26 protein-coding genes are annotated in these 26,619 nt (G+C 68.8%); 10 read left to right on the forward strand and 16 right to left on the reverse strand.

Going from position 1 to position 26,619, the window contains the following annotated elements:
• Window positions 1-9 precede the first annotated feature (9 nt).
• The 5 genes from M6D93_RS05365 to M6D93_RS05385 all read right to left on the reverse strand — a co-directional run bounded on the left by M6D93_RS05365 (window position 10) and on the right by M6D93_RS05385 (window position 4,468).
• Window positions 10-381: a VOC family protein gene (locus tag M6D93_RS05365; RefSeq protein WP_249773331.1), complete on the reverse strand. Its 372-nt coding sequence runs from the start codon at window positions 379-381 to the stop codon at window positions 10-12.
• Between the two features lie 120 nt (window positions 382-501).
• Window positions 502-2,103: a phytoene desaturase family protein gene (locus tag M6D93_RS05370; RefSeq protein ID WP_249773332.1), complete on the reverse strand. Its 1,602-nt coding sequence runs from the start codon at window positions 2,101-2,103 to the stop codon at window positions 502-504.
• Window positions 2,100-2,564, reverse strand: coding sequence for an SRPBCC family protein (locus M6D93_RS05375; RefSeq protein ID WP_249773333.1), 465 nt, complete (start codon window positions 2,562-2,564; stop codon window positions 2,100-2,102). The genes M6D93_RS05370 and M6D93_RS05375 overlap by 4 nt, the downstream gene beginning before the upstream one ends.
• Window positions 2,565-2,637: 73 nt before the next feature.
• A complete protein-coding gene (locus M6D93_RS05380) occupies window positions 2,638-3,582 on the reverse strand; it encodes a hypothetical protein (protein WP_249773334.1) in 945 nt (314 codons plus the stop codon).
• Between the two features lie 79 nt (window positions 3,583-3,661).
• Entirely contained in the window at window positions 3,662-4,468 is an 807-nt protein-coding gene (locus M6D93_RS05385; RefSeq protein ID WP_249773335.1) for a dioxygenase family protein, read from the reverse strand.
• 146 nt (window positions 4,469-4,614) lie between these two features.
• Here M6D93_RS05385 and M6D93_RS19330 point away from each other — a divergent pair, with 146 nt between their 5' ends.
• Window positions 4,615-4,740 (forward strand): hypothetical protein, encoded by a 126-nt coding sequence (locus tag M6D93_RS19330; protein WP_283818641.1) that lies wholly within the window; start codon window positions 4,615-4,617, stop codon window positions 4,738-4,740.
• A 104-nt stretch (window positions 4,741-4,844) separates the two neighbouring features.
• On the opposite strand, the gene M6D93_RS05390 is transcribed toward M6D93_RS19330, so the two are convergent.
• Window positions 4,845-6,116, reverse strand: coding sequence for an FAD-binding protein (locus M6D93_RS05390; RefSeq protein ID WP_249773336.1), 1,272 nt, complete (start codon window positions 6,114-6,116; stop codon window positions 4,845-4,847).
• A 9-nt stretch (window positions 6,117-6,125) separates the two neighbouring features.
• Window positions 6,126-6,656 carry a helix-turn-helix domain-containing protein gene (locus tag M6D93_RS05395; protein ID WP_249773337.1) on the reverse strand — a complete coding sequence of 177 codons (531 nt, stop codon included), beginning with the start codon at window positions 6,654-6,656 and terminating at the stop codon, window positions 6,126-6,128.
• Window positions 6,657-6,896: 240 nt separating this feature from the next.
• On the opposite strand from M6D93_RS05395, the gene M6D93_RS05400 reads away from it, so the two are divergent.
• Window positions 6,897-7,742: a Bax inhibitor-1/YccA family protein gene (locus tag M6D93_RS05400; RefSeq protein ID WP_249773338.1), complete on the forward strand. Its 846-nt coding sequence runs from the start codon at window positions 6,897-6,899 to the stop codon at window positions 7,740-7,742.
• A 12-nt stretch (window positions 7,743-7,754) separates the two neighbouring features.
• Here M6D93_RS05400 and M6D93_RS05405 read toward each other — a convergent pair whose 3' ends face one another.
• Window positions 7,755-8,975, reverse strand: coding sequence for an acetyl-CoA C-acetyltransferase (locus M6D93_RS05405; RefSeq protein WP_249773339.1), 1,221 nt, complete (start codon window positions 8,973-8,975; stop codon window positions 7,755-7,757).
• 85 nt (window positions 8,976-9,060) lie between these two features.
• Window positions 9,061-10,098 (reverse strand): SGNH/GDSL hydrolase family protein, encoded by a 1,038-nt coding sequence (locus M6D93_RS05410; protein ID WP_249773340.1) that lies wholly within the window; start codon window positions 10,096-10,098, stop codon window positions 9,061-9,063.
• A gap of 111 nt (window positions 10,099-10,209) precedes the next feature.
• On the opposite strand from M6D93_RS05410, the gene M6D93_RS05415 reads away from it, so the two are divergent.
• The 6 genes from M6D93_RS05415 to M6D93_RS05440 all read left to right on the forward strand — a co-directional run bounded on the left by M6D93_RS05415 (window position 10,210) and on the right by M6D93_RS05440 (window position 18,580).
• Window positions 10,210-11,586 carry a cystathionine beta-synthase gene (locus tag M6D93_RS05415; RefSeq protein ID WP_249773341.1) on the forward strand — a complete coding sequence of 459 codons (1,377 nt, stop codon included), beginning with the start codon at window positions 10,210-10,212 and terminating at the stop codon, window positions 11,584-11,586.
• A 237-nt stretch (window positions 11,587-11,823) separates the two neighbouring features.
• Window positions 11,824-12,981, forward strand: a complete 1,158-nt coding sequence (locus M6D93_RS05420) for a cystathionine gamma-synthase (RefSeq protein WP_249773342.1) — start codon at window positions 11,824-11,826, stop codon at window positions 12,979-12,981.
• A gap of 3 nt (window positions 12,982-12,984) precedes the next feature.
• Window positions 12,985-14,190, forward strand: a complete 1,206-nt coding sequence (locus M6D93_RS05425; protein ID WP_249773343.1) for an acetoin utilization protein AcuC — start codon at window positions 12,985-12,987, stop codon at window positions 14,188-14,190.
• 4 nt (window positions 14,191-14,194) lie between these two features.
• A complete protein-coding gene (locus M6D93_RS05430) occupies window positions 14,195-16,882 on the forward strand; it encodes a bifunctional acetate--CoA ligase family protein/GNAT family N-acetyltransferase (protein ID WP_249773344.1) in 2,688 nt (895 codons plus the stop codon).
• 76 nt (window positions 16,883-16,958) lie between these two features.
• A complete protein-coding gene (locus M6D93_RS05435; RefSeq protein ID WP_249773345.1) occupies window positions 16,959-17,678 on the forward strand; it encodes a hypothetical protein in 720 nt (239 codons plus the stop codon).
• A gap of 224 nt (window positions 17,679-17,902) precedes the next feature.
• On the forward strand, window positions 17,903-18,580 hold the full coding sequence (locus M6D93_RS05440; protein ID WP_249773346.1) for a hypothetical protein: 678 nt from the start codon (window positions 17,903-17,905) through the stop codon (window positions 18,578-18,580).
• An 11-nt stretch (window positions 18,581-18,591) separates the two neighbouring features.
• Here the strand turns inward: M6D93_RS05440 and M6D93_RS05445 are convergent, their stop codons facing one another.
• From M6D93_RS05445 to greA, 5 genes are all read right to left on the reverse strand, one after another.
• Window positions 18,592-19,044, reverse strand: a complete 453-nt coding sequence (locus M6D93_RS05445) for a GNAT family N-acetyltransferase (RefSeq protein ID WP_249773347.1) — start codon at window positions 19,042-19,044, stop codon at window positions 18,592-18,594.
• Between the two features lie 2 nt (window positions 19,045-19,046).
• The gene (locus M6D93_RS05450) at window positions 19,047-19,478 is read right to left on the reverse strand and encodes a hypothetical protein (protein WP_249773348.1); all 432 of its coding nucleotides are present in this window, start codon (window positions 19,476-19,478) and stop codon (window positions 19,047-19,049) included.
• Between the two features lie 191 nt (window positions 19,479-19,669).
• Complete coding sequence (locus tag M6D93_RS05455; protein WP_249773349.1) at window positions 19,670-21,640, reverse strand: VWA domain-containing protein; 1,971 nt, start codon at window positions 21,638-21,640, stop codon at window positions 19,670-19,672.
• Between the two features lie 3 nt (window positions 21,641-21,643).
• The gene (locus tag M6D93_RS05460) at window positions 21,644-23,080 is read right to left on the reverse strand and encodes a sigma 54-interacting transcriptional regulator (RefSeq protein WP_249773350.1); all 1,437 of its coding nucleotides are present in this window, start codon (window positions 23,078-23,080) and stop codon (window positions 21,644-21,646) included.
• Between the two features lie 107 nt (window positions 23,081-23,187).
• Window positions 23,188-23,685 (reverse strand): transcription elongation factor GreA, encoded by a 498-nt coding sequence (gene greA, locus M6D93_RS05465; protein WP_249773351.1) that lies wholly within the window; start codon window positions 23,683-23,685, stop codon window positions 23,188-23,190.
• A 203-nt stretch (window positions 23,686-23,888) separates the two neighbouring features.
• On the opposite strand from greA, the gene mca reads away from it, so the two are divergent.
• Complete coding sequence (gene mca / locus M6D93_RS05470; protein ID WP_347343547.1) at window positions 23,889-24,758, forward strand: mycothiol conjugate amidase Mca; 870 nt, start codon at window positions 23,889-23,891, stop codon at window positions 24,756-24,758.
• Window positions 24,755-25,051: a hypothetical protein gene (locus M6D93_RS05475; protein ID WP_249773353.1), complete on the forward strand. Its 297-nt coding sequence runs from the start codon at window positions 24,755-24,757 to the stop codon at window positions 25,049-25,051. The genes mca and M6D93_RS05475 overlap by 4 nt, the downstream gene beginning before the upstream one ends.
• A gap of 64 nt (window positions 25,052-25,115) precedes the next feature.
• On the opposite strand, the gene arfB is transcribed toward M6D93_RS05475, so the two are convergent.
• Window positions 25,116-25,535, reverse strand: a complete 420-nt coding sequence (gene arfB / locus M6D93_RS05480; protein WP_347343548.1) for an alternative ribosome rescue aminoacyl-tRNA hydrolase ArfB — start codon at window positions 25,533-25,535, stop codon at window positions 25,116-25,118.
• Window positions 25,520-26,518: an EamA family transporter gene (locus M6D93_RS05485; RefSeq protein ID WP_249773355.1), complete on the reverse strand. Its 999-nt coding sequence runs from the start codon at window positions 26,516-26,518 to the stop codon at window positions 25,520-25,522. The genes arfB and M6D93_RS05485 overlap by 16 nt, the downstream gene beginning before the upstream one ends.
• Window positions 26,519-26,619: the final 101 nt, after the last annotated feature.

The raw sequence follows: 26,619 nt of genomic DNA on the forward strand, positions 1-26,619 counted from the left end.
CGGGTGGGTTCAGCGGTCCTGCAGCACCGAGAGGATGTTGCCGGACGGGTCACTGAACCAGGCGATGAGCGGGCCGCCCTCGCGCATGATTCCCTTTTCGTCCTGGGGCATTCCGGGATAGCGGGCGATGCTGACGCCGCTGTCCACGAGGCTGTCGACGGCCTTGTCGATGTCCTCGACCGGAAAATTCAGGATGGTGAAGGACGCGGGCTGGTGGTTGGGCTTCGGGTAGGCCAGCACCGTCGCGCCGGTGCCGAGGTGAATCAGCAGCATGCCGTTCTCCTCGCTGACCTGCAGGCCGAGGACCTCGGCGTAGAAGTGTTTGGCTGCCGCGATGTCGGCAACCGAGAAGCCACTGAAGGCGGGACTGGTAGACAGCATGGGGTCTCCCTTTTCGAGTCGGTGACAGGGTAGACCGGCGCGCGACGCCGAAGTCATCGCCGTCCGGCGACGTTCGTGAGTCGGAGCGGGCGGCGGGAGGAGTCGCGCCGGGAAGCCCCGTCAGCCGCGATAGATACGGCTCAGAGCGGTATCGGTGATGCGACGTCCGACCCCGCCGAGCGTGCCGTTACGCCGCAGGGCCGCGCGGGCCGCGTTCGCGCCGCACGCGCCATGGACGCCACCGCCAGGGTGCGCGGAGGAACCGGCCAGGTAAAGCCGGTCGATCGGCGTGGCCGAGCCGCCCAGTCCGGGCACAGGGCGGAAGACCAGCTGCTGGTGCAGTTGCGCCGTTCCGCCGTTGACCGCTCCGCCGACGAGGGCCGGATTGGCCTCCTGAAGCGCGGCCGGCGACTGGACGTGCCGGGCGAGCACCGACTCGCCGAAGCCCGGAGCGTGGTGTTCGAGCGTCGACTCCACCCGGGCGACGTGGTCGGCCACCAGCTCGTCGGTGACCGGCACCCGGCGCGGCAGGTGGGTGTAGGCCCAGGCCGACTCGGTGCCGGCGGGCGATCGGCTCGCATCGGCGGTGGTCATCTGGCCGAAGAGCAGGAACGGCCGTTGCGGGACGCGGCCCGTGGCCAGGTCCGCGGCGTAGTCGGTCAACCCGTCCAGGTCGACCCCGAGGTGGACGGTTCCGGCCCCGCGGGCACCCTCGGCGGTCCAGTTCAGCTTGTGGGACAAGGCCCAATCGATCTTCAGCGTCGGCGGGTCCCATTCGAAACGGTCGAGGTCGGCCCGCATTCGCGCCGGCAGTACCGACTCGTCCAACAGGTTGCGGTACAGGATCGGTGCGGGCACGTCGGCCAGCACCGCACGCCGGGCCCGAATCCGCTCGCCCCCGGCCAGCCGGACACCGCTCACGGCTCCGCTGGCGTCCAGTTCCAGTTGCTCCACCGGCGATTGCCGGCGCACCGTCCCGCCGGACTTGCGCAGCCGGGAGTCCAGGGCCTCGCCGAGCCGGCCGGCCCCGCCGACCGGCACCGGGAATCCGACGGTCTGCCCGAGCATGCACAACAGCCAGCCGTACAAGGCACTTCCGGCCCCGTCCGGACCGAGGTCGGCGTGCAGGGCGTTGCCGGCCAGCAGCATGCCGCCGCCGCTACCGGTGAAGGTTTCCTCGCCCATTCGCCGGACCGGTTGCGCCGCCATCCGCGCCAGTCGCAGGGCATCGGCGGTGCCGAGGGTTCGCAGCAGCCGGGTGACCGGTCCGATCGCGGGCAGCGGGTTGAACAACGCCGCGAGCAGCGGGTCGAGGATTTGGGTGAACTGCTCGGTCAGGCGCGTCCAGGCCGCTCCGTCGCCGGTCCCGAAGGTTTCCAACCCGGCGGCGGTTGTCGCGAGATCACGGGAAAGCACGGCGCAACGATCGTCGGGAAAGACATGGGCCAACACCGCCGGCGCGTGCGTCCAGGTCAGACCGTGGCGGTCGAGTTCGAGCGCCCGGAGCACCGGTGAGGCGCCGGCCAACGGGTAGAAAGCACTGAACAGATCGGTGACGAACCCCGGCGCGGTCACCTCTGCCGATCGCACCGCTCCGCCTATGTGGTCGGTGGCCTCGCATACGAGGACGTCCCAGCCGGCGTCGGCCAGCAGGTTCGCGGCGACCAGGCCGTTGTGGCCGGCGCCGATCACCACCGCGTCGACCGTCTCGGCCGGGCTCATTCGGGAATCGGTCGATGCTCGACCCGGTCGGCCAACCGGCTCAGCGTCTCGGTGTTGCGCGCCTTGAGCATCCAGCGCAGGGCAGGATTGTCCAGCCACCGACCCGGTCCGGCCGAGGGTGCCTCCCGCAGGCTCACCAGGCACTGGCCGTCCTGCTCGGTCAGCACGATCTCGACGGTCGCCTCGCCGAGCGGCCAGCCCTTGGCCCGCAGCAGCAGGCGCCGGTCCGCTTCGCTCTCGAGCACCTCGGTGGTGTCGCTGATGGCCGCGGGCCAGCTGCCGACCTGATGGTGGATCCGGCTGCCGACGTCGGGCCATTCGGCGTCGACATCGCGGATGTGGGTGGCGCCGACGACCCAGCCGACGTAGGCCCAGCCATCGCTGAGTTCGGCGAACACCCGGTGTGGGGTGGCCTTCACCGTTCGGCTCACTTCGGACATGTTCGTGCGATCAACGCTCACGCAGACTCCAGAGTCAGGCGTCGAAAGGCTGTAGCTGAGCCTGTTGCTCACCCTAGCTGTTGTCCGGGTGCGGTCAGTCCAGACCGTCGGCGAGCTGCTGTGCCTGGGCGGCGGACGTCTCGGCGTCATCGAGGCTCTGCTGCTCACGGGTGAGTTCTGCGGTCGCGGCGTCGGCGTCGTCCTGAGCGCGTCGGAGCTGCTCGCTGAGCTCGGCCACCCGGTGTGCGAGGCGGTCCGCGCGGCGCTGGGCGTCGGCCACCGTGCGGCGTTGCTCGGCGACCCGGGTCCGTGCCTGCTGCCAGCGCTCACTGGCCGCCCGGCGCTCGGTCCGCTGCCGGGCGGCGTCCTGCTTGGCCGTGTCCTGCTTGGTCGTGTCCGGCTTGGTCGTGTCCGGCTTGGCCGTGTCCGGCTTGGCCGTGTCCGGCCTGGCGGCTCCGTCGGCGGCGACCGCGCCCACGGCACGCAGCGAAGGAGTGGGACGGCGCGGGGGACGCTGACCGGCCTGCCGGGGTACATCCACGGCTTGCGACAGGTCGACCGCGCCGAAGCCGGCGTAGCTCAGGGCCGTGACCAGACGTCCCGAGGAGACCGCCTGGGCGGCGCCCTCGTCGGCGACGGCGGCATCGAAGGTCTCGTTCAGCTGTCGCTGCACGGCATCACTGAGTCCGCCGGGAGCTGAACCCGCGGCGGCCTTTCGGACCAGGCCGTCCACCAGGCTCCGCCGGGCTGCGCTCAGTTCGCGCACCACGTCTCCGGACAGGGACCGGTGCGCCTGCCGCATTCGAGCGCCGAGATCGAGCAGTTCGGCGATCAGCTCGGGCTCGTCGCGGGCGAGGCGGTTCACGGCATCGGCGGCCACCGTGGGCCGGCGGAGCTTGTTGATCTGTTGGGCCAGTTCCTTCTCGCCGTCGCCGCGGGCCTGCTTGGCCAGAGCCGTCCGGGTGGCGGTGAACGACTCTGGATCGCCGAGGTAGAGCTGGTCGGCGACCTCGTCCAGGGTCAGTGGGCCGTCGGTCATCGGCCCAGTCTGACCGATGCGCAGACCGTTGCGCTGAGCGATGCGCTGACCGATGCGCTGACCGATCCGGTGATCGTCGTCAGGCTACGGCGAACGTGCGCTTGGCCAGACCCATCCAGAATCCGTCGATGAGCTGCTCCGGTGCGGCTTCGGGGTCGGCGGCACTGCCCAGAGTGATGAACAGCGGAGCGAAATGCTCGATCGTGGGGTGGGCGTAGGGCATCCCGGGAGCCCGGTTACGGAAGTCGGCCAGTTCGTCCACCGCGCCGCGGGCCAGGGTTTCGGCCAGCCACGCGTCGAACTCGCGCGACCAACCCGGAGCCGGCGCGTCGGTGCGGAAATCGCGCAGGAAGGGCAGACCGTGGGTCGCGAACCCGGAGCCGATAATGAGCACGCCCTCATCCCGCAGCGGACGCAGCCGGGCACCGAGTTCGAGCAGGCGACCGGGGTCCAGAGTCGGCAACGACATCTGCAGCACCGGGATGTCGGCGTCGGGGTACATGACCGTCAGGGGTACGTACGCGCCGTGGTCCAGGCCGCGCGTGGGCTGCCGCGACACCGGTTCGGAGTCGGGCATCAGAGCAGCGACCCGGGCCGCGAGCTCCGGCGCGCCCGGGGCGGGATAACGGACCTGGTAGTAGTGCGGGGCGAAGCCGCCGAAGTCGTAGACCAGCGGGACGGTCTCGGTCGCGCCCAGCATGAGCGGCGCCGACTCCCAGTGCGCGGAAACGACCAGGATCGCCGAGGGCCGGGGCAGATCGTGGGCCAACTCGGCAAGCTGCGCGGTCCACAGGCGGTCCTCGACCAGCGGCGGGGCACCGTGGCTCAGATACAGCGCGGGTAGTGCAGTCAGGTCACTCGGGGTCGCTTCGGCTGATGTGGTCATGTCCATCCCAACGATTGAGCGTTCAACTACCATCATAGACCTAGAACGATCGCCCGTCAGCAACGGAAATGGGCGTAGCGTCATCGGCACCTACACCGCGGCGTGGAGCACCGAGGGATCTGTCCCTACCACCCGAGGAGTTGCACATGTCCGGAAAGAGCAAGGGCGGCCGCGAGGTCCGTAAACCCAAGGTCGTCAAGAAGGCCGCATCATCGATGGATACCGGCCTGATGAAGGCCGAGACTCCGAAGAAGACGAAGATGGCCAAGTAGGCCGAGTAGGCCAAGTCGGCCGAGTCTTCGCCTCGATCCAGCTCGCCCCGACCCGGTCTCAGTTCGCGGCGCGATTCGATTCAGCGCGCGATGGCGTGCACGGCTCAGGCCGAGCCGTGCACGTAGCGGTCGATGAACTCGTTGCCGAATGTCGCCTGCGGGTCCACCCGCTGCACCAGTTCTGAGAAATCACCCAATCGCGGATAGGCCGTACGGAAGTCCCGCGGGTCCAGGGTGAAGACCTTGCCCCAGTGCGGCCGGGCACCCAGCGGTGCCAGCGCCGTTTCGATGGCGCGCGTGATCGGCTCCACCTGCGCGAGCCCGGGCATCCAGGTGAAATGCAGGGCCACCGTCTGGCGATCGAGGAACGGGCTTATCCACAGCTGGTCGGCGGCGATCGTTCGAATCTCGCCGATCAGTAGCCGCGACCCGATGAGCGCGCTGATGCCCGACAGCGCCCGGATGGCCGCCGGAGCATGCTGCCGGTCGAGGAAGTACTCCGACTGAAGTTCATCGCCCGCGCTCGGGGTGAAGTCCATCCGGAAGTGCGGCAACCGCTCGTGCCAGGGCCCGACCTCGCCGAGCTGGGCGGTCGCCCAGTCCGCCTGCTCGCCCGGGATCGGGTGGTGGGCCACGGTGGCCAGGCGGCTGCCGAACAGCTCGGCCGGGGCCGCCGCGGGGTCCACGCCAGGGGTGATGCGCTGCTTGAGCCACAGGGCACCGATCCGACCGGAGCTCCAGTCGGTGAAGGCGCTCGTGGAGTACGAACCGCCGGTGATCGCATCAAGGTGATCGCAATAGCCGGTCAGCGGCAGGTCCTCGTAGACGAACTGGCGCACGTCGAAGCGTTCCACGACCGACAGCTCCAGGGCGTAGGCGATACCGAGGGCGCCCAGCGCGATGACCGAGCCGTCGAAGTCGGCCTCGCCGCGGGCTACGCGGCGCAGCGATCCGTCCGGCCCGACGTACTCGATCGCCTCCACGCTGGCGGCCAGCACGGCATTGCCGTCACCGGATCCGTGTGTGCCGGTCGACACCGCTCCGGCAACGGCGATATGGGGCAGCGAACCCATGTTGCGCAGCGCGAAGCCGTTGCGGTCGAGGTAACGGGCCAGTTCGCCGAAGCGCACGCCTCCGGTGACGCGGACGGTCCGTGCGGCCGAGTCCAGCTCGAGTTCATCCGGCAGGTCGGACAGGCTTACGGATTCCTCGCGCGGGGCGGCGATGGTGTTGAAGGAGTGCCCGGTGCCCAGAGCGCGGATGAACCGTGCCTTCGCTACCGCGCTCTGCAACTCGTCGACGGTTCGTGGTCGGTGCAGCTCGGTGGGCGAGAAGGTGATGTTGCCGGCCCAATTGTGCAGCGAAGTGTCAGTCACTCCTGCACGTTAGCGGTCGGCGTTGACCCGATCGTCGGGAAGGCGCTCGGCGCAGCCCAGATTGATGAGCTGCTCGATCAGGGCGGGCGTCGTCAAGGCGTAGCTGGCCGCGATGACGTCCAATTCGTTGGCGCGCAGCACGACCTGGCTCACGCCTTCCTGATCGCGCATCTTGGTGACCCTGACGGCGAAGCTGTACAGCGAGCCCCAGCGCAGCTGACCGCCCAGAGCGAGCAGGTTCAGCACGCAGTTGTTCTGGGGGGCCGCATCCAGCCCAGCGGCTACCGGGTCGATGACTTCGAGGACGTTGGTCTCGTAGGTGCGTGCAACCTCGGCGAGGGTGGCCACGGTCAGGGTTCGGCTGCCCCGCTCGTAGGAGCCCAGGGCGGCGGCGGAGATGCCGGACACGTGCGACGCTGCGGCCAGTGACCAGCCCAGGCGGTTGCGGGCATCGCGCAGCCGGTGGCCGATGGTGCCCGCGTCGGGTCCGTTGAGGGCGCGTTCGCCGTCGTCCGGGCCGACCACCTGAGCTGAGGTCATGGGTTTCACTCCTAGCTATCAATGGCTACTGAGAGTCATTACGAGAATTATTACCGCAGAAGTGCCCCGGAGTCGAACGAGACGCGAGATCAGCCTGGCGATTTGCTGGTAACGCCGGAAAAGTCGGGCCGAGTCGGGGGAGGGAACTCAACCCCGGCGCCGTAACGTTGAGCGGACGTACGACGTAACGACCGTGCCGGGCGACTGTTCCGGCGCGGGTGCCCGAAGGGGGAAACCAGAGTGGCCAGCAACCCGGTCCTGCGCAACTTCGAGAAGTCCGGGCAACCCGGCGTCAACGCCCGCCCCGCGGGCCCGATCGCGCCGCCGCCGCCGTCCGCCGACCAACTCGACCAGTGGTACGCCCAGCCCGCCTACGGCCAGCAGCCGCCGTCCGGCCTCGCCCCCGCCGCCCCGGCGCGGTACCTCACCCTCGACGACGTGATCACCCGCTGCGTGATCCTCTTCGCCACCGTCTTCGCGGCCGCGGCGGTGGCCTGGTTCTCGCCCAGTTCGCTGCAGGGCCTGTTCGTCCTGGTCGGCATCTTCGGCGGTCTCGGCCTTGGCCTCTACATCAGCATCACCGGCAAGGCCAACGCGATCAACTGCAGCATCTACGCCGCGCTCGAGGGACTGTTCCTCGGCGGCGTCAGTGCCTTCTTCAACGACCGCTGGCCCGGAATCGTGGTGCAGGCCGTGACCGGGACGATCCTGGTGGCCGGCGGCACCCTGATCGTCTACAAGACCGGCGCGGTGCGCGTCACCCCCCGGTTCACCAAGATCGTCTTCGCGGCCACCCTGGGTGCGGTCGGCCTGATGCTCGTCAACGGCCTGGCCAGCATCTTCGTCAGCGGTGGCCTCGGCCTGCGGGATGGCCAGAACCACCTCGGACTCGCCATCGGGTTCAGCCTGCTGTGCATCGTCATCGCCGCCTCGAACCTGATCGTCGATTTCGACACGGTGGAGCAGTCCGTTCGGCGGGGCGTGGACGAGAAGTACGGCTGGTACCTGTCCTTCGGCATCCTGGTGACGCTGGTCTGGCTCTACCTGGAGATCCTGCGGATGCTCAGCTACCTGCGCAACAACTAGCGCGTTCGCGGCTCAGGACAGCCGCTCCAGCACCAGCGCCATGCCCTGGCCGCCGCCCACGCACATCGTCTCCAGGCCGAACTGCTTGTCGTGGGTCTGCAGTGAGTTGATCAGCGTCGTCGTGATCCGGGCTCCGGTCATGCCGAAGGGGTGGCCCACGGCGATCGCGCCGCCGTTGACGTTGAGGCGGTCCAGGTCGATGCCCAGGTCCCGGTAGGAAGGGATCACCTGCGCGGCGAACGCCTCGTTTATCTCCACGAGATCGATGTCGCCGATGCTCAGGCCGGCCCGGGCCAGCGCCTGCTTGGACGCCTCGACCGGGCCGAGGCCCATGATCTCGGGGGACAACGCGGTGACGCCGGTCGAGACGATGCGCGCCAGCGGGGTCAGCCCGAGCTGGGCGGCCTTGGTGTCACTCATGATGACCAGCGCGGCGGCCCCGTCATTGAGCGGGCAGCAGTTGCCGGCTGTGATCCGGCCGTCGGGCCGGAACACCGGCTTGAGACCGGAAACAGCGTCATAGGTGACCCCGGCGCGCGGACCGTCGTCGGCGGACACGACGGTCCCGGACGGGGTCGTGACCGGTGTGATCTCCCGCGCCCAGAAGCCGTCCGCGATCGCCTTCTCGGCCAGGTTCTGAGATCGGACGGCGAAGGTGTCCATCTCTTCCCGGGACACTCCTTTGAGCAGCGCGAGGTTCTCCGCCGTCTGGCCCATGGCGATGTAGGCGTCGGGGACAGCGCCGTCCTCGCGCGGGTCGTGCCAGTCGCCGGCGCCTTCCGCAGCGATCCTCGCCGTGCGGGCCCGGGCCGGTGCGAACAGCGGGTTCTGGGTGTCGGGCAACCCGTCGGAGGAACCCTTGGCAAAACGGGAAACCGCCTCCACCCCGGCCGAGATGAACACCTCGCCCTCGCCGGCCCGGATGGCGTGCAGCGCCATTCGCGTGGTCTGCAGGGAGGAGGAGCAGTAGCGGGTGATGGTGGTGCCGGGCAGGAAGTCGTAGCCCAGTTCCACGGCCACGATCCGGGCCATGTTGTAACCCTGCTCGCCGCCGGGCAACCCGCAACCCAGCATCAGGTCGTCGATGTCGTGCGGATCGAGCTCAGGCACCTTGGCCAGGGCGGCGGTGATGATCTGGGCGGTGAGGTCGTCCGGTCGGATTTCGGCCAGCGATCCCTTGCCGGCGCGGCCGATCGGCGATCGGGCGGTGGCGACGATGACGGCTTCCGGCATGGGGACTCCTTGGGCGGCAGGCCTCGGCGGTGCTCCGTCCGGGGCGATCGGGCCAGTGGGACTGGATACCGGCCCGGCAACGCAGTTACCGGTCGGTATCGGACATGGTGGCAGGTTGGTCGTGTACGGCGGCTTCGGGCGTGGGAGTAATCACGTCCCCGGCCCGGCGGCGGGTCAGCCTGGCCCAGCGCCCGTGACGTCCGGTGGCCACCCCGTCCACGGACGTCCCGACCACCTCGGTCCCGGGGCGGCTGGCCGCACGAGCTGCCGCCCGGGCGATCGGACGGGCCTTGTCGGAGGTGAACGGGCCGGCCGGGCGAGCGACCGTCACCAGTCCGAGCGCGGCCGCGGCCGAGGGCAGCAGGACGTCGGCCGCGCGGGCGTACCCGGTGGCCGAGGGATGGAACTGGTCCTCGGAGAAGTAGTGCCGCTCGGTGGCGAACTCCGGACCCAGGATGTCGCCGAGGCTGACCGCCCGGCCACCCGCGCCGACCACGGCCATGGTCTGGGCGGCCGCCAGAGTCCGGGACAGGCGGCGCACCATCCACCGCAAGGGCTGTGCGATCGGCCTGATGGTGCCCAGATCCGGGCAGGTTCCGACGACGACCTCGATGTTGTTCTCCCGCAGGAGCTCGATCGCCGCGCTGAGATGCCGGACCGAGTCCGAGGCGCGCACCAGGTGGGTCACGTCGTTGGCCCCGACCATGACCACGGCCAGGGCGGGCTTGCGCGGCAGGACCCGCTCCGCTTGTTCGAGCAGCGCGCTCGACTGCGCCCCCACCTCGGCGACGTTGACCAGCTCGACCGGGCGGCGCGACAGCGCGGACAGGCCGACGGCGATCCGGGCAGCCGGGGTTTCGGCGTCGCGATGCACACCGTAGCCGGCGGCGGAGGAGTCCCCGAGCATCGCGAAGACGAGCTTGTCACGCTTGCTCTGGACCCCCGGCGCGGTCCACAGCCCGTCGGCGGTGGGCGGATTGGTCTCGGCGGGGGCGATCCGGCGGCGCGCGAGCTTGGACTCGCCGTACATGAGTCCGGCGGCCGCCGCGCCGATGGCTCCGAGGCCGGTGCCACCGAACGCCGCCGCCGTCGCCACCCGGCGTGCGCGTGAAGCCCGTCCCATGCTGCCCGACCCCCGTTCGTCCGATGTGGCGCCGCGGGTGTCCGGCCCAGAAGTCGTGGCTATCGAGTTTCGGACCGGTCGCGGCTGCCCTTCGAGGTTAGCCTTTGGCGCATGCGCTACTACACATCGCTGGTGGACCTGATCGGCAACACCCCGCTGGTTCAGCTCCGCAGCGTCACATCCCATCTCGACCCGGCCAACGCACCGACCGTGCTGGCCAAGGTCGAGTACTTCAACCCAGGCGGATCGGTGAAGGACCGGATAGCGGTGCGAATGATCGAGGCGGCCGAGGCCAGCGGCGAGCTCAAACCCGGCGGCACGATCGTCGAACCCACCTCGGGCAACACCGGGGTCGGTCTGGCGATCGTGGCTCAGCAGCGCGGGTACCGGTGCGTTTTCGTGCTTCCGGACAAAGTCGCGGCGGACAAGGTCAACACGCTCAAGGCCTACGGCGCCGAGGTGCACGTCTGCCCGACCGCGGTCGCCCCGGAGGACCCGAGGTCCTACTACTCCGTTTCCGACCGGCTGGTGCGCGAGATCGACGGTGCCTGGAAGCCCAACCAGTACGCCAACATCAACAATCCGCGCTCGCACTACGAGACGACCGGCCCCGAGGTCTGGGAGCAGACCGACGGCCGGATCACGCATTTCGTGGCCGGCGTCGGAACCGGTGGCACGATCTCGGGCACCGGCCGCTACCTCAAGGAGGCATCCGGCGGGCGCGTGCAGATCATCGGCGCGGACCCGGAGGGCTCGGTCTACTCGGGCGGCACCGGTCGCCCCTATCTGGTCGAAGGAGTCGGCGAGGACTTCTGGCCCGATGCCTTCGACCGGACCATCACCGACGAGATCATCGCCGTCTCGGATCGGCAGTCCTTCGAGCTGACCCGTCGGTTGGCGCGTGAGGAGGGCCTGCTTGTCGGCGGCTCCTGCGGGATGGCGGTCGTCGCGGCCTTGCGCGTGGCCGAGCGGGCCGGCAAGGACGACGTCATCGTCGTGCTGCTGCCCGACGGAGGACGCGGTTACCTCGGCAAGATCTTCAACGATCAGTGGATGAGCGACTACGGCTTCCTCGACACCGCGGCCGGCGACACGGTGGGCGATGTGCTCACCGCCAAGAGCGGCCAAACCCCGGCACTGGTGCACGCCCACCCGAACGAGACCGTTCGCGAGGCCATCGACATCCTGCGCGAGTACGGGGTTTCGCAGTTGCCTGTGGTGAAGGCCGAGCCGCCCGTCACCGCGGGCGAGGTCGCCGGGTCGGTGTCGGAGCGCGCGTTGCTCGATGCGCTCTTCGCCGGAACCGCGTCGCTGGCCGACCCGCTTGACAAGCACATGTCCGCGCCGCTGCCGATCATCGGATCGGGCGAGCCGGTCCGGGCCGCGGTCGCACTGCTGGAATCGGCCGATGCCCTGCTGGTGCACATCGACGGCAAGCCCGCCGGGGTGCTGACCCGTCAGGACCTGCTCGGACACCTGGTGGGCTAGGGCGCTCGGCTAGGGGCCGGTTCAGCCGGATCGGTCGGTCTTCGGCGACGGTCATGCCGGACGGGGGAGCTTCGACGCCCGCCGGCATGACCGCCTTGTGCAGAGAGTTCGTGCGGGTCGTCCACGCGCGTGCGGGTGACCACGAGGAGAACTCTCGTCCCCGACCCCGGGAGAATCCTTGGCTCGACATATGCGCCAGCACAGAGGATCGGCCCGCTGCGCAGTAACGTGCAGGTCATGAGCAACGACGCTTTCGCCGGTGCCGGCTTCAACACCCGCGCGATTCACGCCGGCCAGGAACCGGACTCCCTGACCGGGGCGGTCGCCGTTCCGATCTACCAGACCTCGACGTACAAGCAGGACGGCGTCGGCGGTCTGCGTTCGGGCTATGAGTACTCGCGCAGCGCGAACCCCACTCGCACCGCGCTGGAGGAGTGCCTGGCCGCGCTGGAAGGTGGGGCGCGGGGCCTGGCCTTCGCCTCCGGGCTGGCCGCCGAGGACACCGTGCTGCGGACCCTGTGCAAACCGGGGGATCACATCCTGCTCCCCGATGATGCCTACGGGGGTACGTATCGCCTTATCGCTCGGGTGCTGGCGCCGTGGGGGGTGGACTTCACCCCGGTGGCCATGCACGATGTGGACGCTGTCGCGGCGGCCGTGCGTGCCAACACCAGTGTGATCTGGGTGGAGACGCCGACGAATCCGTTGCTCAACGTGGCCGACATCGCCGCGCTCGCCGAGGTGGCCGACGGCATCAATGCGACGCTGGTCGTCGACAACACCTTCGCCTCGCCCTATCTTCAGCAGCCCTTGGCCCTTGGTGCCGCGGTCGTCCTGCATTCGACCACCAAGTACCTCGGCGGCCACAGCGACGTGGTCGGCGGAGCCGTGGTCGCCCGGGAGGACGAACTCGGCGAGCGGCTGGCCTTTCACCAGAACGCGATGGGCGCGGTGAGCGGGCCCTTCGACGCCTGGCTGGTGCTGCGCGGGATCAAGACGCTCGGGGTCCGGATGGACCGCCACTGCGACAACGCCGAACGGGTGGTCGAGTTTCTGACCGGTCATCCCGGGGTGAGCAGGGTGCTCTACCCCGGTCTGCCAGAACATCCCAACCATGCGGTTGCCGCGCGGCAGATGAGCCGGTTCGGAGGCATGGTGTCCTTCCGGGTCGCCGGTGGCGAGGACGCTGCCCTCAAGGTGTGCGAGCTGGCCGAGGTCTTCACGCTCGGGGAGTCCCTCGGCGGCGTCGAATCACTGATCGAGCATCCGGGCCGGATGACGCACGCCAGCGTGGCGGGTTCGGCGTTGGAGGTGCCCCCCGACCTCGTTCGGCTGTCCGTGGGAATCGAGAACATCGAGGATCTGCTCGCCGACCTCACCGCGGCGCTGGCCTGAGCGATGGACACGGACCCGCTGAAGGAGACCTTTCCCGACGGCTGTGACGCCACGCTGGTGTGGGGACCGGACTATCTGCACTACGACTTCGGCGAGCATCCGATGACCCCGGTCCGGCTGGACCTCACCGTGGGTTTGGCCCGCCGGCTAGGGGTGCTCGACCAACTCACCATGGCCACACCGCATCCGGCGTCGGAGGCGCAACTGCTGGAGGTCCATTCGGCGCAGTACCTGGCGGCGGTGCGGGCGGCGAGCAAGGATCCCGGCTACCTCGGCCACGGACTGGGCAGCGACGACAACCCCGTGTTCGACGGCATGTTCGATGCCGCCGCGCTGATCTCCGGTGGGTCACGTCAGGCCGCCCTCGAGGTGTGGGAAGGCCGGCGCGCGCACGCGGTGAACATCGCCGGTGGCCTGCATCATGCGATGCGCGATTCGGCCGCAGGATTTTGCGTGCTGAACGACGTGGTCGTCGCGATTCGCGCCCTGCTGGACGCCGGTGCGCAGCGGGTGGCCTACGTCGACGTCGACGTGCACCACGGGGACGGGGTGCAGGCCGCCTTCTACAACGACCCTCGGGTGCTGACGATTTCGCTGCATCAGGATCCGCGGACGCTCTATCCCGGTACCGGCCAGCCGACCGAGACCGGCACCGGGGCCGGAGAGGGCAGCTCGATCAACCTGGCGCTGCCGCCGGCCACCTCCGACGACGGCTGGCTACGGGCCTTCAACGCCGTTGTGCCCGGGGCGTTGACCGCCTTCAAACCCGAGATCCTGGTCAGCCAGTGCGGGTGCGACACCCATCACGAGGATCCGTTGGCCGACCTCGCGCTGACCGTCGACGGCCAGCGCAGCGCCTACGCCGCGATGCACGTGCTGGCCCACCAGTTCTGCGAGGGCCGCTGGGTCGCTCTCGGGGGCGGGGGGTACGGCGTGCTGCGCTGCGTCCCGCGCACCTGGACCCATCTGCTGGCCGAGGTCTCCGGTCGCCGGGTCGATCCGTCGACCGAGATTCCCCAGGAATGGACGGATGATCTGCGCCGGCGCGGCGTGACGGCGCGACTGCCCCAGCTCATGGGCGAGGGCCGGCTGCCCACGCCGGCACGGTGGATCCCCGGTGGGGACAGCTGGCTCGACCGTGCGATCGGTGCTACCCGTCACGCCAGTTTCCCCCTGCTGGGCTTGGATCCCGACGACCCGAGAGACTGACCTGATGGCCGAACAGACCGTCCAGAACGGCGCGACCGACGAGGAACTCGCAGTCAGCTACAACTATCCGCCGCACTGGGAGGCCGACGTCGTCGCCGCCGACGGTGGCACCATGCACCTGCGACCGATCACCCCGGACGACGCCGACAAGATCGTGCAGTTCCACGGCAAGTTGTCGATCCGCACCCGGTATCTGCGTTACTTCTCGGCCTATCCGACGATTCCTAGTCGGGATCTGCTGCGATTCAGCCGGGTCAACCACCGAGACCGGGTTGCGCTCGCCGCCTGGCTGGGCAGCGACATCATCGCGATCGGGCGCTTCGAATCACTGTCGCAGGACGGCGTCCCGACCGGGACGGCTGAGGTGGCCTTCGTGGTGGCTGACGCGCACCAGGGCCGCGGCATCGGATCGGTGCTGCTGGAACACCTGGCCGAGGCCGGACGCGAGGTCGGGATCGCCCGGTTCGAAGCACTGGTGCTGGCCGAGAACTCCGCCATGATCAGGGTGTTCCTGGACGCCGGCTACCAACCGAGCCGCCAGTTCGACGGCAGTGAGGTGACTTTGGAGTTCGACATCGCCTCGACCCCGCAGACGGAGAAGGTGATGGCCGAGCGCGAGCAGCGGGCCGAGTCCCGCTCCATCCGCAGGCTGCTCTTTCCCGCGTCGGTCGCCGTCATCGGGGCCAGCGCGGACGAGAGCAAGATCGGCAATCTGGTGTTCGAGAACCTGCAGAAGTCCTCGTTCACGGGGCCGATCTATCCGGTGAACACGCACGCCCGCTCGATCAACGGGGTGCTGGCCTACCCCTCGGTGGCCGACGTCCCGGGAACCGTCGACCTGGCCGTCCTGACGATTCCGGCCGAGACGGTCGGCCAGGTCGTCGAGGACTGCAGCGACCGTCAGGTGCGGGGGCTGGTGGTCATCTCGTCGGGCTTCGGCGAGTCCGGTGATGCTCAGGCGCGGCGCGATGGCCTGGTTTCCCAACGGAATCTGGTCAACAACGCCCGCGCGCACGGCATGCGAGTCGTGGGGCCGAACTGCCTCGGGGTGATCAACACCGACCCGGCGATCTCCCTCAACGCCTCGTTGGCGACCGTAGCCCCGCTACGCGGCCGGGCCGGTTTCTTCTGCCAGTCCGGGGCTCTCGGGGTTGCGGTGCTGGGCGAGGCCGCCCGCCGCGGGCTCGGAGTGTCCACCTTCGTCTCGGCGGGCAACCGGGCCGACGTCTCGGGCAACGACCTGTTGCAGTTCTGGGAAGGTGACCCTGACACCGAGATCGCCCTGCTGTATCTGGAGAGTTTCGGCAATCCGCGCAAGTTCGCCCGCCTGGCCCGTCGCTTCGCCCGGCGCAAGCCCATCGTGGCGGTCAAGAGTGGCCGGGGCTCGGTCGTGGCCGGGTTGCAACACACGTCCGTGGAGATTCCCGAATCCAGCGTCCAGGCCCTGTTCGAAGCGTCCGGCGTCATTCGTACCGAGACGTTGGCCCAGTTGTTCGACGTCGCGATTCTCCTGACGACGCAGCCGTTGCCGGCCGGGGATCGGGTGGCGGTGGTGGGTCACTCCACGGCTCTCGGGGTCCTGGTCGCCGACGCCTTGGCCGTGGCGGGGCTCAAGCTGGCGCGCTTGGTCGACGTCGGCGTGGACGCCAGCACGGAGGCGTTTACCTCGGCCGTATCGGAGGCTTTGGACGCGGACGATGTCGACGCCGTGGTCAGCATCTTCGTCCCGCCGATGCACCGCGGTCAGGAAAAGCCAGTAGCCGAAGGGCTGCGCCGGATCGTGGCGGGAGCGAGCAAGCCGGTGCTGTCGACCTTTCTCGGCTTCGACGGCGTCCCCGCCGAACTGGCCGTCGCCGGTGACTTCGCGCCGATGCGGGGATCGATCCCGTCGTACTCCTCGCCCGAGCGGGCGGTCGCTGCCCTGGCCCACGTCGTCCGCTACGCCGCCTGGCGCCAGCGTGAACCGGGACTGGTGCCCGAGCTGGCCGGCATCGACACCGAAGCTGCCCGGCGACTCGTCACCGAGGTGATGATGTCCGCGCCGAGCGGTCGGCGGCTGACACCGGCCGAAACCCAGCAGCTACTGGGGTATTACGGCATCGAGCTGGTCCCGGGTCGTACCGTTTTCGGTCCGGACGAGGCGTTGGCGGCGGCCGAGGAGCTGGGCTGGCCAGTGGCGTTGAAGGCACCGGGCGCCGTGCGGCTGCACCTGGGCGGTGCGGAGGATCTGCACGAGGCGTGGCGGTCGCTGGCTACGCCAACAGGCACGGAACTGACCGTTCAGCGGATGGCGCCCCGAGGGGTGGACACCGTTCTGGAGGTTCACGACGACCGTTCGTTCGGGTCGCTGGTTTCCTTCGGGGTCGGGGGAGTGGCAACGGAACTTCTGGACGACCGGGCCTACGCCGTCGTGCCGTTGACCTCGTTGGACGCGGCCGAGTTGATCAGCGCGCCGAAGGCATTTCCGTTGCTGACCGGCTACGGCGGAGCTGAGCCGGCCGACATCCCGAGCCTGGCCGAGATGGCTCTGAGGCTGTCGCAGCTGGCCGACGACTTGCCCGAAGTGGTCGAGTGCGTGCTGGCGCCGATGGTCGCCGAGCCGGCCGGCGCCCACGTGTTGTCGGCCGGAATCCGGATCGCCCGGCCCGCCGCCCGCGCTGATCTTGGCGCCCGGCGGCTGCGTGGACTGTGATCGCCGCGGCGGTTGGGTTATCCACAGAAGCGTGATTCCTGAGACACGAGATTGTTGCGGCTGACATAGTCCGGGAATGCTCAAGCGACTGTGGATCGTGGCCGCGTTGTCGGCGCTGCTGCTGACTGCCGGCTGTCAACGGTCCGCCCGGCCCGGCGGGCCCTCGACGACAGGATCGGTTGTGGGTACGGCACATTCCTCGAGTCCGGGGCTGCCGAGTCGCAGCCGTTCGGGTACGCCGGTGCCGTCGGGTTCAGCCGGTTCAGGCCCCGCACCGGTGGCGGTCGATCAGATTCCACCGGGACGGCCGGCGACCTGGTTGCCACCCGGCGTGCAGGTGGACGCTCCGTTCAAGGAGCCGGGGGACAAGGTGCCGATGTTCACCCTGGCCATGTTCACCCACGACGAAGCGGGTGCCCTCGCTACCGCCACCTACTACGTCGACGCGGTGAACTGGTCAGGCGCGATGCTCTCAACCCTTCCGATCGAAGCCATCTGTGACGACTCGTCATGTGTTCCGAATCGGGAGTTGCTCAGCTCACTTCGTCGGGCCCATCAACACTTCCGCGGTGGGCGAATTTCTGTTGTGGGGTTGCGAACCTTCAGGCCAGATCCGCCGGACCGAGCCGAACGAGTGATTCGTGTCCGTATCGCCTCTCAGAAGGCCGCGATCGTTACGGCTGGCGGACAGACGGTTCGTTCTGTATCCAGTGGGATCGTGTCGAACGATCTCTACCTCAAGTGGTCGGGAGCGATGTGGCGAATTATCGGCGTATACCTGACGGCACCGTCGTGACGGCACGTGCGATAGCGCTTGCCCTTGCTCTGGTGGTTACGATTCTGATCCTGCCTACGGTGCAATCTGACGCCGCTCAAGGGTGCGTCGGTCAGGGCCTCAATGGGTTGCACTGCATAGACGCGCCCCAGCCGGTGGGGCCGAGGTCATCAGACGATGTTGCTGGAACCTCCTACGTGCAGACGACCGAGTGCGGTCCGCGTCGGCAGAGATTCAGCGATACCGTGGCCAACGTATCGCTCGGGTGTGGAATGTTCATCGCCTTCTGTGCGCTACCGGCCGGGCAGCAGGTCGACGCGAATCGGCAGATCGTGGCGTATACCGTTCGCGAGGTCGGGACGGGCCGCTTCCTCAGTCTGGATCTGAATTGCGAGGTGCCCGCGGGCGCGGGTTTGCCCCCGATCGCCGCGGTGAAGCGCGAAATCACCAAGCAGGTGACACCACCGGTCGTGATGTCGGGCGGAACCCGGTATCTGTACCGCGCCGGTGTGGTCTTCTATCTGCGGGGGCCGACAGGCTCGTCCTCGGTCGTCGACCCGGCCATTGCCCCGTTCGAACTCGGCGGTCATCGGTTCGCGGTCTCGCTGCACCTCGTGCGGTCCACGTGGACGTGGGGCGACGGCCCGAGCGACACCTACGTCGCGTCGAGCCATGACCCGGCCGGAATGCCTTATACCGAAACGCGGCCGTGCGAGTCGGTGTCGGTGTGTTCGGCCTATATCGCGCATGCGTGGACGACGACCGGCACCCACACCGTGGGCGTCGTGGCGTACTGGCAGGGCACCTACACGATCGACGGCGGCAGGACGCGAATTCCGATTCCGGGAGAGATCTCCCGTGCGGGCGTCAACCGTGTCGTCGAAATCAGGACGGCACACAGTATTCTCATCGCGCCATCCTGATCTGTGCCGCCCTACAGGTCCCGAAGCATCCGCACGTGCGGACGGTGCTGGTCCTCGTCGATGAATTCTGCGCTCATCACCACGAATCCCAGTCGCTCGTAGAATCCGGCGGCTGTGGTCCGCGCGTTGCACCAGAGCACATCACAGTCGCGTTCCCGCAACCACGACAAGGCGAAGTCGATCACGGCCCGGCCGGCGCCGCTGCCGCGTACCGCCGGATCGGTGGCCATCTGCCGAAGGTGCCACGGCTGGACGGCCAGCGGTCGATCCGGGCACGGGTCAGGGTTCAGGATGCAGGTACTGACCGGCAGCCCGTCGAGCAGAGCGGCCACGTGCACAACGTCCGGGCGCTCGTCGCCAGGCAACGGGCCCTCGATCGGCAGCTGAGGACGCAGCACATCCCGACGCAGTCTGCGGGTGACCGACTGGTCGACAATCCCTACGGACACCGGCGATTCGGGCACCGTCAGGAGCCGGGTTTGTAGACCATCAAGACCACGATGGCCACGTACAGCAACGCGACGATGCCGCCACCGGCCGCCACCCGCCCGGCCAGGTTCGCGGCCGACGATCCGTTCCGCAAGGCCGTCGCGGCCCCCTGCAAGTTCGGCAGGATCAGGGAGAAGACCAAGCCCGACGCGACGAACCACAACACCAGGGCCGTCCAGACCCAGGTGTCGCCGAAGCTGTGGTCGTACCTGGGTTGCACCAGGCCCACGCCCAGGATGGCGACGACCACCGACAGGTAGCCGTAGATCTTCACCGTCCGGGCCGATGACGCGACGGCGTTGGCGTCGGCCGCCTTGATTCCGCGGGCCGCCGTCGTCGCGGCGTGAACCAGCGGGCCGATGGCGAAGATTGCGAAGACGATGTGCAGGGTCTCCAGAAGATGCCGCATCCCGCCAGGCTAACCCGTCGGGGTTGCCCTCGTTGTGAGCAACGAGGGCAACCTCAAGGGTGGTGGGTGAGCAACGAGGGCAACCTCAACGGTGGTGGGTGAGCAACGAGGGCAACCTCAACGGTGGTGGGTGAGCAACGAGGGCAACCTCAACGGTGGTGGGTGAGCAACGAGGGCAACCTCAACGGTTCTCAGCCGGCGCGGCGGGAGCCGCCTCGACGGCGTCCACCCCGCGCGGACAAGTAGTCCGACACGACGTACTCACCCAGCGCGCCGGTCTTGGGCAGGAACACCCGACCGCCGTTGCGCTGTCCGACCTCGTGCATGAAGTTCACCAGTCGCGGCTCGTCGTCCAGCATGAACACGTTGATCGTTGCGCCGCGGCGGGTGCATCGCTCGACCTCGGCCAACGTTGCGGCGATCGTCTCGTCCGAGGGCGGCCAGCTGAACTCGGAGAAGCCGTCCGGGGCCAGATGTGCGGTCGGCTCACCGTCGGTGATGACCAGGATGACCGGTTCCGCGTCTCGGTGCCGGTCCAGATGGCGGCGCGCCAACATCAGCGCGTGCTGCAGATTCGTGCCTTGCACGGCCTGCCAGTCGTGATCGACGAGATCGCGCGGACTCATCGTCCGGGCGTAGTCGGCGAAGCCGATGATCTCGATCGCGTCCTGCGGATACTTCATCGTCACGAGTGCGTGCAGGGCCAGCGCGGTCGTCTTCGCCTCGCCCCAGCTGCCGCGCAGCTCCATCGAGTACGACATGTCGACCAGCAGCGCCACGGCAGCCGAGGACCGACGTTCGGTCTCGACGACCTCGAAGTCCTCGGGTTGGAAGCGGACACGCGCGCCTGAGCGCCCCTCGCCTCGCAAGACCGCATTGCGGACGGTTCGAACGACGTCCAATGGCTGCTCGTCACCGAACTGCCAGGCTCGGCTGGCTCCGGTGATCTCCCCGGCGGCGCCGGCGTCGCGCACGTCGTGGTCACCACGGCCACCTGACTCCAACTGTGCGAACACCCGTCGCAGGGCCGTGGACCCCAGCCGTCGCAGGGCTTTGGGGCTCAGCTGCAGGCCCTCGCCGCCCTGGTCGAGGTAGCCCTGACGCCGCAGTTCCTGTTCGATGCGCTTGAGCTGCTCGAGGTCGGTGACCGCGCCCTGGCCCAGCGCGCGCTGGACCAGTTCCTCGTCGATGTCGCCCAGGCTGGCGCCGGGATAGTCCTGCAGGGCGAGATCGGCCAGCTCGTCCAGATCGGCCAGCTCGGACAGGGCAGAAGTGCCGTCGGCGTAGCCCATCGGCTGGTCGCCGTTCATGCGTTCCCGCCCGGTCCAGCGCAGGTCCGGACGGGCCGCACGCAGCGATTGCTGCAGCCGCGACATCTCCCCGGCCAACCCGGACTGGGCCAGCGCCTGCTCCATGAGCTCGCCGAGTTCGGCGCGCTGCTCGGCCGACAACGAATTCATCAGCCGCTCGGCCGCCGCCGCCCGACGGGCCAGCGAATCAACCAGCTCGGCGAGATTCTCCGGGTTCTCCGGAAAGAATTCACCGTGCTTGTCCATGAAATCAGCGAATTGTTCCTGCGTGTGTTCGCCCCGCGCGTCCGCGTCGAGCATTTCGTTGAGGTCGTGCATCATCTCGCGGATCGCCTGCATGGCCTGCGGGTCAGGGTTCGACAGCGCCTGCCTCATGCCGGCGAACTGGGCGTCGAGTACCTCCGAGCGCAACAGCTCCGAGATCTCCTGGTAAGCCTGCGCGGCCTCCGGGGAGCGCCACTGGTAGTCGGCCAGATCGCGAACCGCGCGTGCGGTGTCCTCAGGCAGGTTGTCCAGTTCGGCCTCGGCCATCCGGGCCAGGTCGTCAGGGTCGGGGAACAGCGCGGCGCGCTCGGCCTCCAGGGCCTTGTCGAGCAGCTCGCGGACCTGGTCCAACGTGCCGTTGAGTCGTCCGGAGTTGCGCAGTTCCTTGGCACGGCGCCGGGCGCGCTGACGCAACGCTTCGAGCCCGTTGCTTCCGGTGGTGCCCTGGCGCATCAGGCGCGACAGCGCCGAGCGCGGGGACATCCCGGCCAGGACGTCGTCGCCCATCTCGTCCAGGGCTCGCCGGATGTCGTACGGGGCCTCCAACGGATCGGGACCGCCGTGCCAGGCGCCATAACGAAACGGCATGGCTCAGGCTCCGTAGACCGCGCGGCCGCCGGCGGACTCCTTGGCCAGCCGCTTGTTGAGGTAGAGGCCTTCGAGTGCGAATTCGACGGCGGCAGCGGCGATTCCGACCGTTGCCGGACCCTCGTGCACACTGTCGGGCTCGAGCCGTTCCAGGAGGTCCGACAGCCCCGGGATCGTGCCGAGCTGCTCCAGCAGGGCATCGGCGGAGACGATGTCGCCGGTTTGCACGAGCAGCCCCTCGTCGAACTTGGCCTGCAGTGGACGGAGGTCCAGTCCGGCCAGCCGGGCACGTGAGGTCTCGGCGATGGCTCGCCGCAGCAAATGATCGAGGACCTCGAACTCCCGGCCGGAGTCGGCGTCGTCGAATTCCACCTTGCCGCGTGAGGCGGGGATCACCGAAGCGAGATCGGCGACCCGCGCCACCGCGACGGTTTCACCGGTGATCGCCGCGCGTCGAACGGCTGAGGCGGCCACCGTCTCCACCGCCGCGATCGCGAATCGTGCCGAGACACCCGAGCGCTGATCGACCTGGGGAGCCTCGCGCACAGCCCGGGCGAAGCGGCCCACGACCTCCAGCAGGTGCGAGGGGACGAGCGGGGCGCCGTGCGCCGACTCGCCCTCGGCGCCCCACAGCACCGCCGCCTCCTGCGCGATGAGTTCGAGTTCGTCGCTGAGTTCGAGCGGGTAGTGGGTCCTCACCTCGGCCCCGAAACGGTCCTTGAGCGGCGTGATGATCCGGCCGCGGTTGGTGTAGTCCTCGGGGTTGGCCGAGGCGATCAGCAGCAGGTCCAGCGGCAGACGCAGCTGGTAGCCGCGGACCTGGATGTCGCGTTCCTCCAGCACGTTGAGCAGGGCCACCTGAATGCGTTCGGCCAGGTCGGGGAGCTCGTTGACGGCGAAGATGCCGCGGTTGGTGCGCGGGACGAGCCCGTAGTGCACCGTGTCGGGATCGCCCAAGGATCTGCCTTCGGCCACCTTGATCGGGTCGATGTCGCCGATGAGGTCACCCACGGATGTGTCGGGCGTGGCCAGCTTCTCGCCGTAGCGGTCGCTGCGGTGACGCCAGCTGACGGCCAGCCCGTCCCCCTCGTCGGCCGCTCGGCGGATCGTCGCAGGCGTGATCGGGGCGTAGGGATGTTCGTTGAGTTCGGAGCCGGCGATGACCGGGGTCCACTCGTCGAGCAGGCCGGTCAGGGTACGGATGAGACGGGTCTTGCCCTGCCCGCGCTCGCCCAGCAGCACGATGTCGTGGCCGGCCAGCAGGGCCCGCTCGATTTCGGGCACCACGGTGTCGTCGAAGCCGACGATCCCGGGCAGAGTGGGCTCGCCGGCGGCCAGCCGCGCGATGAGGTTCTCGCGCACCTCCGCCTTCACTCCGCGGTGGATGTGCCCGGAAGCTCGCAGGGCGGCAAGGGTGTGGATGTCAGGGGCGTCGGTCACTCACCTGACGCTACGACTCAACCGCGAGATCGGCCACGACGAGTGTGTGAACTCTGGGTCGGTATCGCTGACCGCGAAACCGGGAATAGCACGCGCAGACGTCTGGCTCAGCCGGTGAAGGCCTTGGCGTCGATCAGGGTCAGCTTGAGCGTTTTGCCGTTGGGCGTCTCGTAGGACACGGTCTGCCCCTTCTTGGCTCCGGTCAGGGCGCGGCCGAGCGGGGATGCCGAGGAGTACACGTCGAGATCGGTCGTCTCGTTCTCCTCACGGGAGCCGATGAGAAACGTCTCGTCCTCATCATCGCCGGCGAAGCGCACGGTGACGACCATGCCGGGGCCGGCCGTCCCGTCGGACGTCGGCGCCTCGCCGACCTTGGCGGTGCGTAGCAGTTGCTGCAACTGCAGGATGCGGCCCTCGGCCTTGCCCTGCTCCTCGCGGGCCGCGTGGTAGCCGCCGTTCTCCTTCAGATCGCCTTCCTCGCGCCGGTCGTTGATCTCCTTGGCCATGGCGGGACGGTTGGCGATGAGGTCTTCCAGTTCCTTCGACAGGCGGTCGTAGGCGTCCTGGGTCAGCCAGGTGACAGCGGCGGCGTCGGTACTGGTCACGGTCGTACTCCCTAGGCGTGCGGGGACGGTGGTCGTCTCTCAGGCAGGTGCCTGAAGCTCTAAAACGTAACACCGGACCGATGCGTTCCGCGAAATCATCGCCGGTTTCCGGGCCTTGGCGCGAGTTGTCGGCGGCATCGGGGACAATGGTCGACGTGCCCGAAGCGAACCTCATCCCGACCGCCGGCCAGCCGCTGCGGCTGATGTGCGTGCATGCCCATCCCGACGACGAATCGAGCAAGGGCGCGGCCACCATGGCCCGCTACGTCGACGAGGGCGTCGAGGTCGTGGTGGTCAGCTGTACCGGCGGCGAGCGCGGCGACATCCTCAACCCCTCGCTCAAGGGCCGCTCCGACATCGAGGCCGATATCTCCTCGGTTCGCCGGCGTGAGATGGCGCAGGCGCAGGCGATCCTCGGCGTGAAGCACGAATGGCTCGGCTTCGTCGACTCGGGTCTGCCCGAGGGCGACCCCCTTCCGCCGTTGCCCGACGGGTGTTTCGGCCTGGTGCCGCTGGAAGAATCCACCGAGCGTCTCGTTCGTCTCGTGCGTCGATACCGTCCGCACGTCATGACGACCTACGACGAGAACGGCGGCTACCCGCACCCGGACCACATCATGTGCCACAACGTCTCGGTCGCCGCGTTCGAGGCTGCGGGCGATCCCGATCGCTATCCCGACGCCGGTGAGCCGTGGCAGCCCATGAAGCTCTACTACGACGTCACGTTCACTCGTGAACGCGTCGAGGCCTTCGACCGGGCGATGCGCGAGCTCAGCTTGGAGTCCCCGTACGCCGAGATGCTCGAGAAGTGGGACGAGCGGATGGTCGATCGGCGGGTGCCCAAGGTCACCACCAAGGTCTACTGCGCCGACCAGTTCGACCGCCGCGACGCCGCCCTGCTCGCACACGCGACCCAGGTCGATCCGGACGGCTGGTTCTTCAAGGTCCCGCTGGACGTCCAGCGTCGGGTGTTCCCATGGGAGCAGTTCGAGCTCGCCCGGTCCCTGGTGGACACCGACCTGCCCGAGGAAGACCTGTTCGCGGGCATCCGGGACCGGGTGGGCGCGTCGTGAGCACGTTCTTCGCGGTCGGGGCTTCGCACTCCATCCGGGCCGCGCAGGTGCTGGCCGCGGGCACGGACGACAAGGACCGTGCCAGCCCGATCGGTCTGTTCGTGGTGCTGGCCCTGTGCATCGCGGTGTACTTCCTGTGGAAGTCGATGAACCGCCATCTCAAGAAACTGCCGGAATCCTTCGACGACATCCAAGCCGGCCCGTCCGCCTCGACCGATCTCGGCAGCGAGATGTCGCCCACCATCGAGCCGCCCCAGCCGCCGGTCTCGCTGGACAAAGAGCCACCCCGGTAGTCGCAGACGACTCAGCAGCGCAGACGACTCAGCAGCGCGGACGACTCAGCAGCGCGCGGATGACTCAGTAGCGCTCGGTAGACCGGACCCGGGTTCTGCCCGCCTTGAGCTCGGCACGATGCCGTTTGCCGTCCAACCGACGCTCCCGCGACGCGCGGGAGGGCTTGGTCGCGCGGCGCGGTGCCGGCGGCGGTTGCAGGGCTTGGGCTAGCAGCACCGCCAGCCGTCCACGAGCCGCAGCCCGGTTCTGCAGCTGCGATCGCTGTTCGGAGGCCGTCAGGGCGAGCACCCCGTCCACCAGACGACCGGCCAGCGCGGTCCGGACCCGGTCGCGCTGGACATCGTCCAGGGTGGTCGAGCGGCCGACGTCGAAACGCAGCTCGACCCGGCTGTCGGTGGTGTTCACACCCTGGCCGCCAGGTCCGGACGAGCGGGAGAACCGTTCCACCAGTTCCGCCGCGGGGATGGTCAGTCCCTGCGGAATGCCCCGACCAGCCGGGAGGACGAGGTCTCCTGGCGTGCTGGGGCGATCGGACTGACTGCGGGTGGGCACCCCGCCATTCTTGCCGAGTCCCGCGCGAGAGTTGTTCGACGGTCTGGTGTCGAGCTGGTTCGGGCACCCACCCGCTGACCGGCGACCATCGATCCCAGCGCCAGCGCCATTCCCGCCAGCTGCACGCCGTTCAGATGTTGCCCCAACGCCAGCCACCCGACGCTGGCCGCGACCAGCGGGACCGCCAGCGAGAGGAAGCTGATCGCGGAGGCGGGCAGGATCGCCATACCCCGCATCCACAGGTAGTAGGACAGGCCGCCGCTGATGGCGGCCAGGTAGAACAGGCCGAAGTAGTTCGTCGCGCTCAGCTGAGCCGGCCAGCCTTCGACGAGCAGGGCGGTCGGGGTCAGCACCAGGCCGCCCGCGGTGAGCATCCAGCCGGTGAACGTCGTGGCCGGCATGGGTGGTGGTCCCCACCGCTTGGCCAGCACGATGGCGACCCCCATCAGCGCCGTACCCGACGCCGACGCCGCGACCCCGATCGGATCGATCGAGCCGGTGGCGCGCAGGACGAGCAGACACACCCCGGCCACTCCGACCAGGCTGGTGAGTAGGGCTCGGGTGGTTATCCGGCTACCGAGCAGTCCGGCGCTGAGCAGCAGCACCAGCAGGGGTTGAGCCGCGCCGATCGCGCCCGCGACGCCGCCCGGAATGCGCTCGGCGGCCAGGAACAACAGGGGGAAGAACAAGCCGATGTTGAGCAGGCCGAGCACGGCGATGCGCCAGATCCAGACTCCCGTCGGTCGTTGCCATCGCAGGGCGATCAGCAGCACTCCGGCGGGCAGGGCACGGAAGGCGCCGTCGAGCAGCGGGTGGTTCGCGGGTAGCCAGGTGGTGGTGGCGTAGTAGCTGGTGCCCCAGATCGCGGGGCCCAGCGCAGTCAGGGCGATGTCCCTGGGTGTCGTGGTGGGCATGTGCGAGCTCCTTAGTGCTAAATATCTTAGCACTAAGACACATGAGCGGCGCCGATAATTCCCGCCCCCGCCCCCGCCCCCGCGGCCGCCGCCCGACCCGA

This window comes from Jatrophihabitans telluris (assembly GCF_023516435.1).
In the GTDB taxonomy this organism is placed as follows: domain Bacteria; phylum Actinomycetota; class Actinomycetes; order Mycobacteriales; family Jatrophihabitantaceae; genus Jatrophihabitans_A; species Jatrophihabitans_A telluris.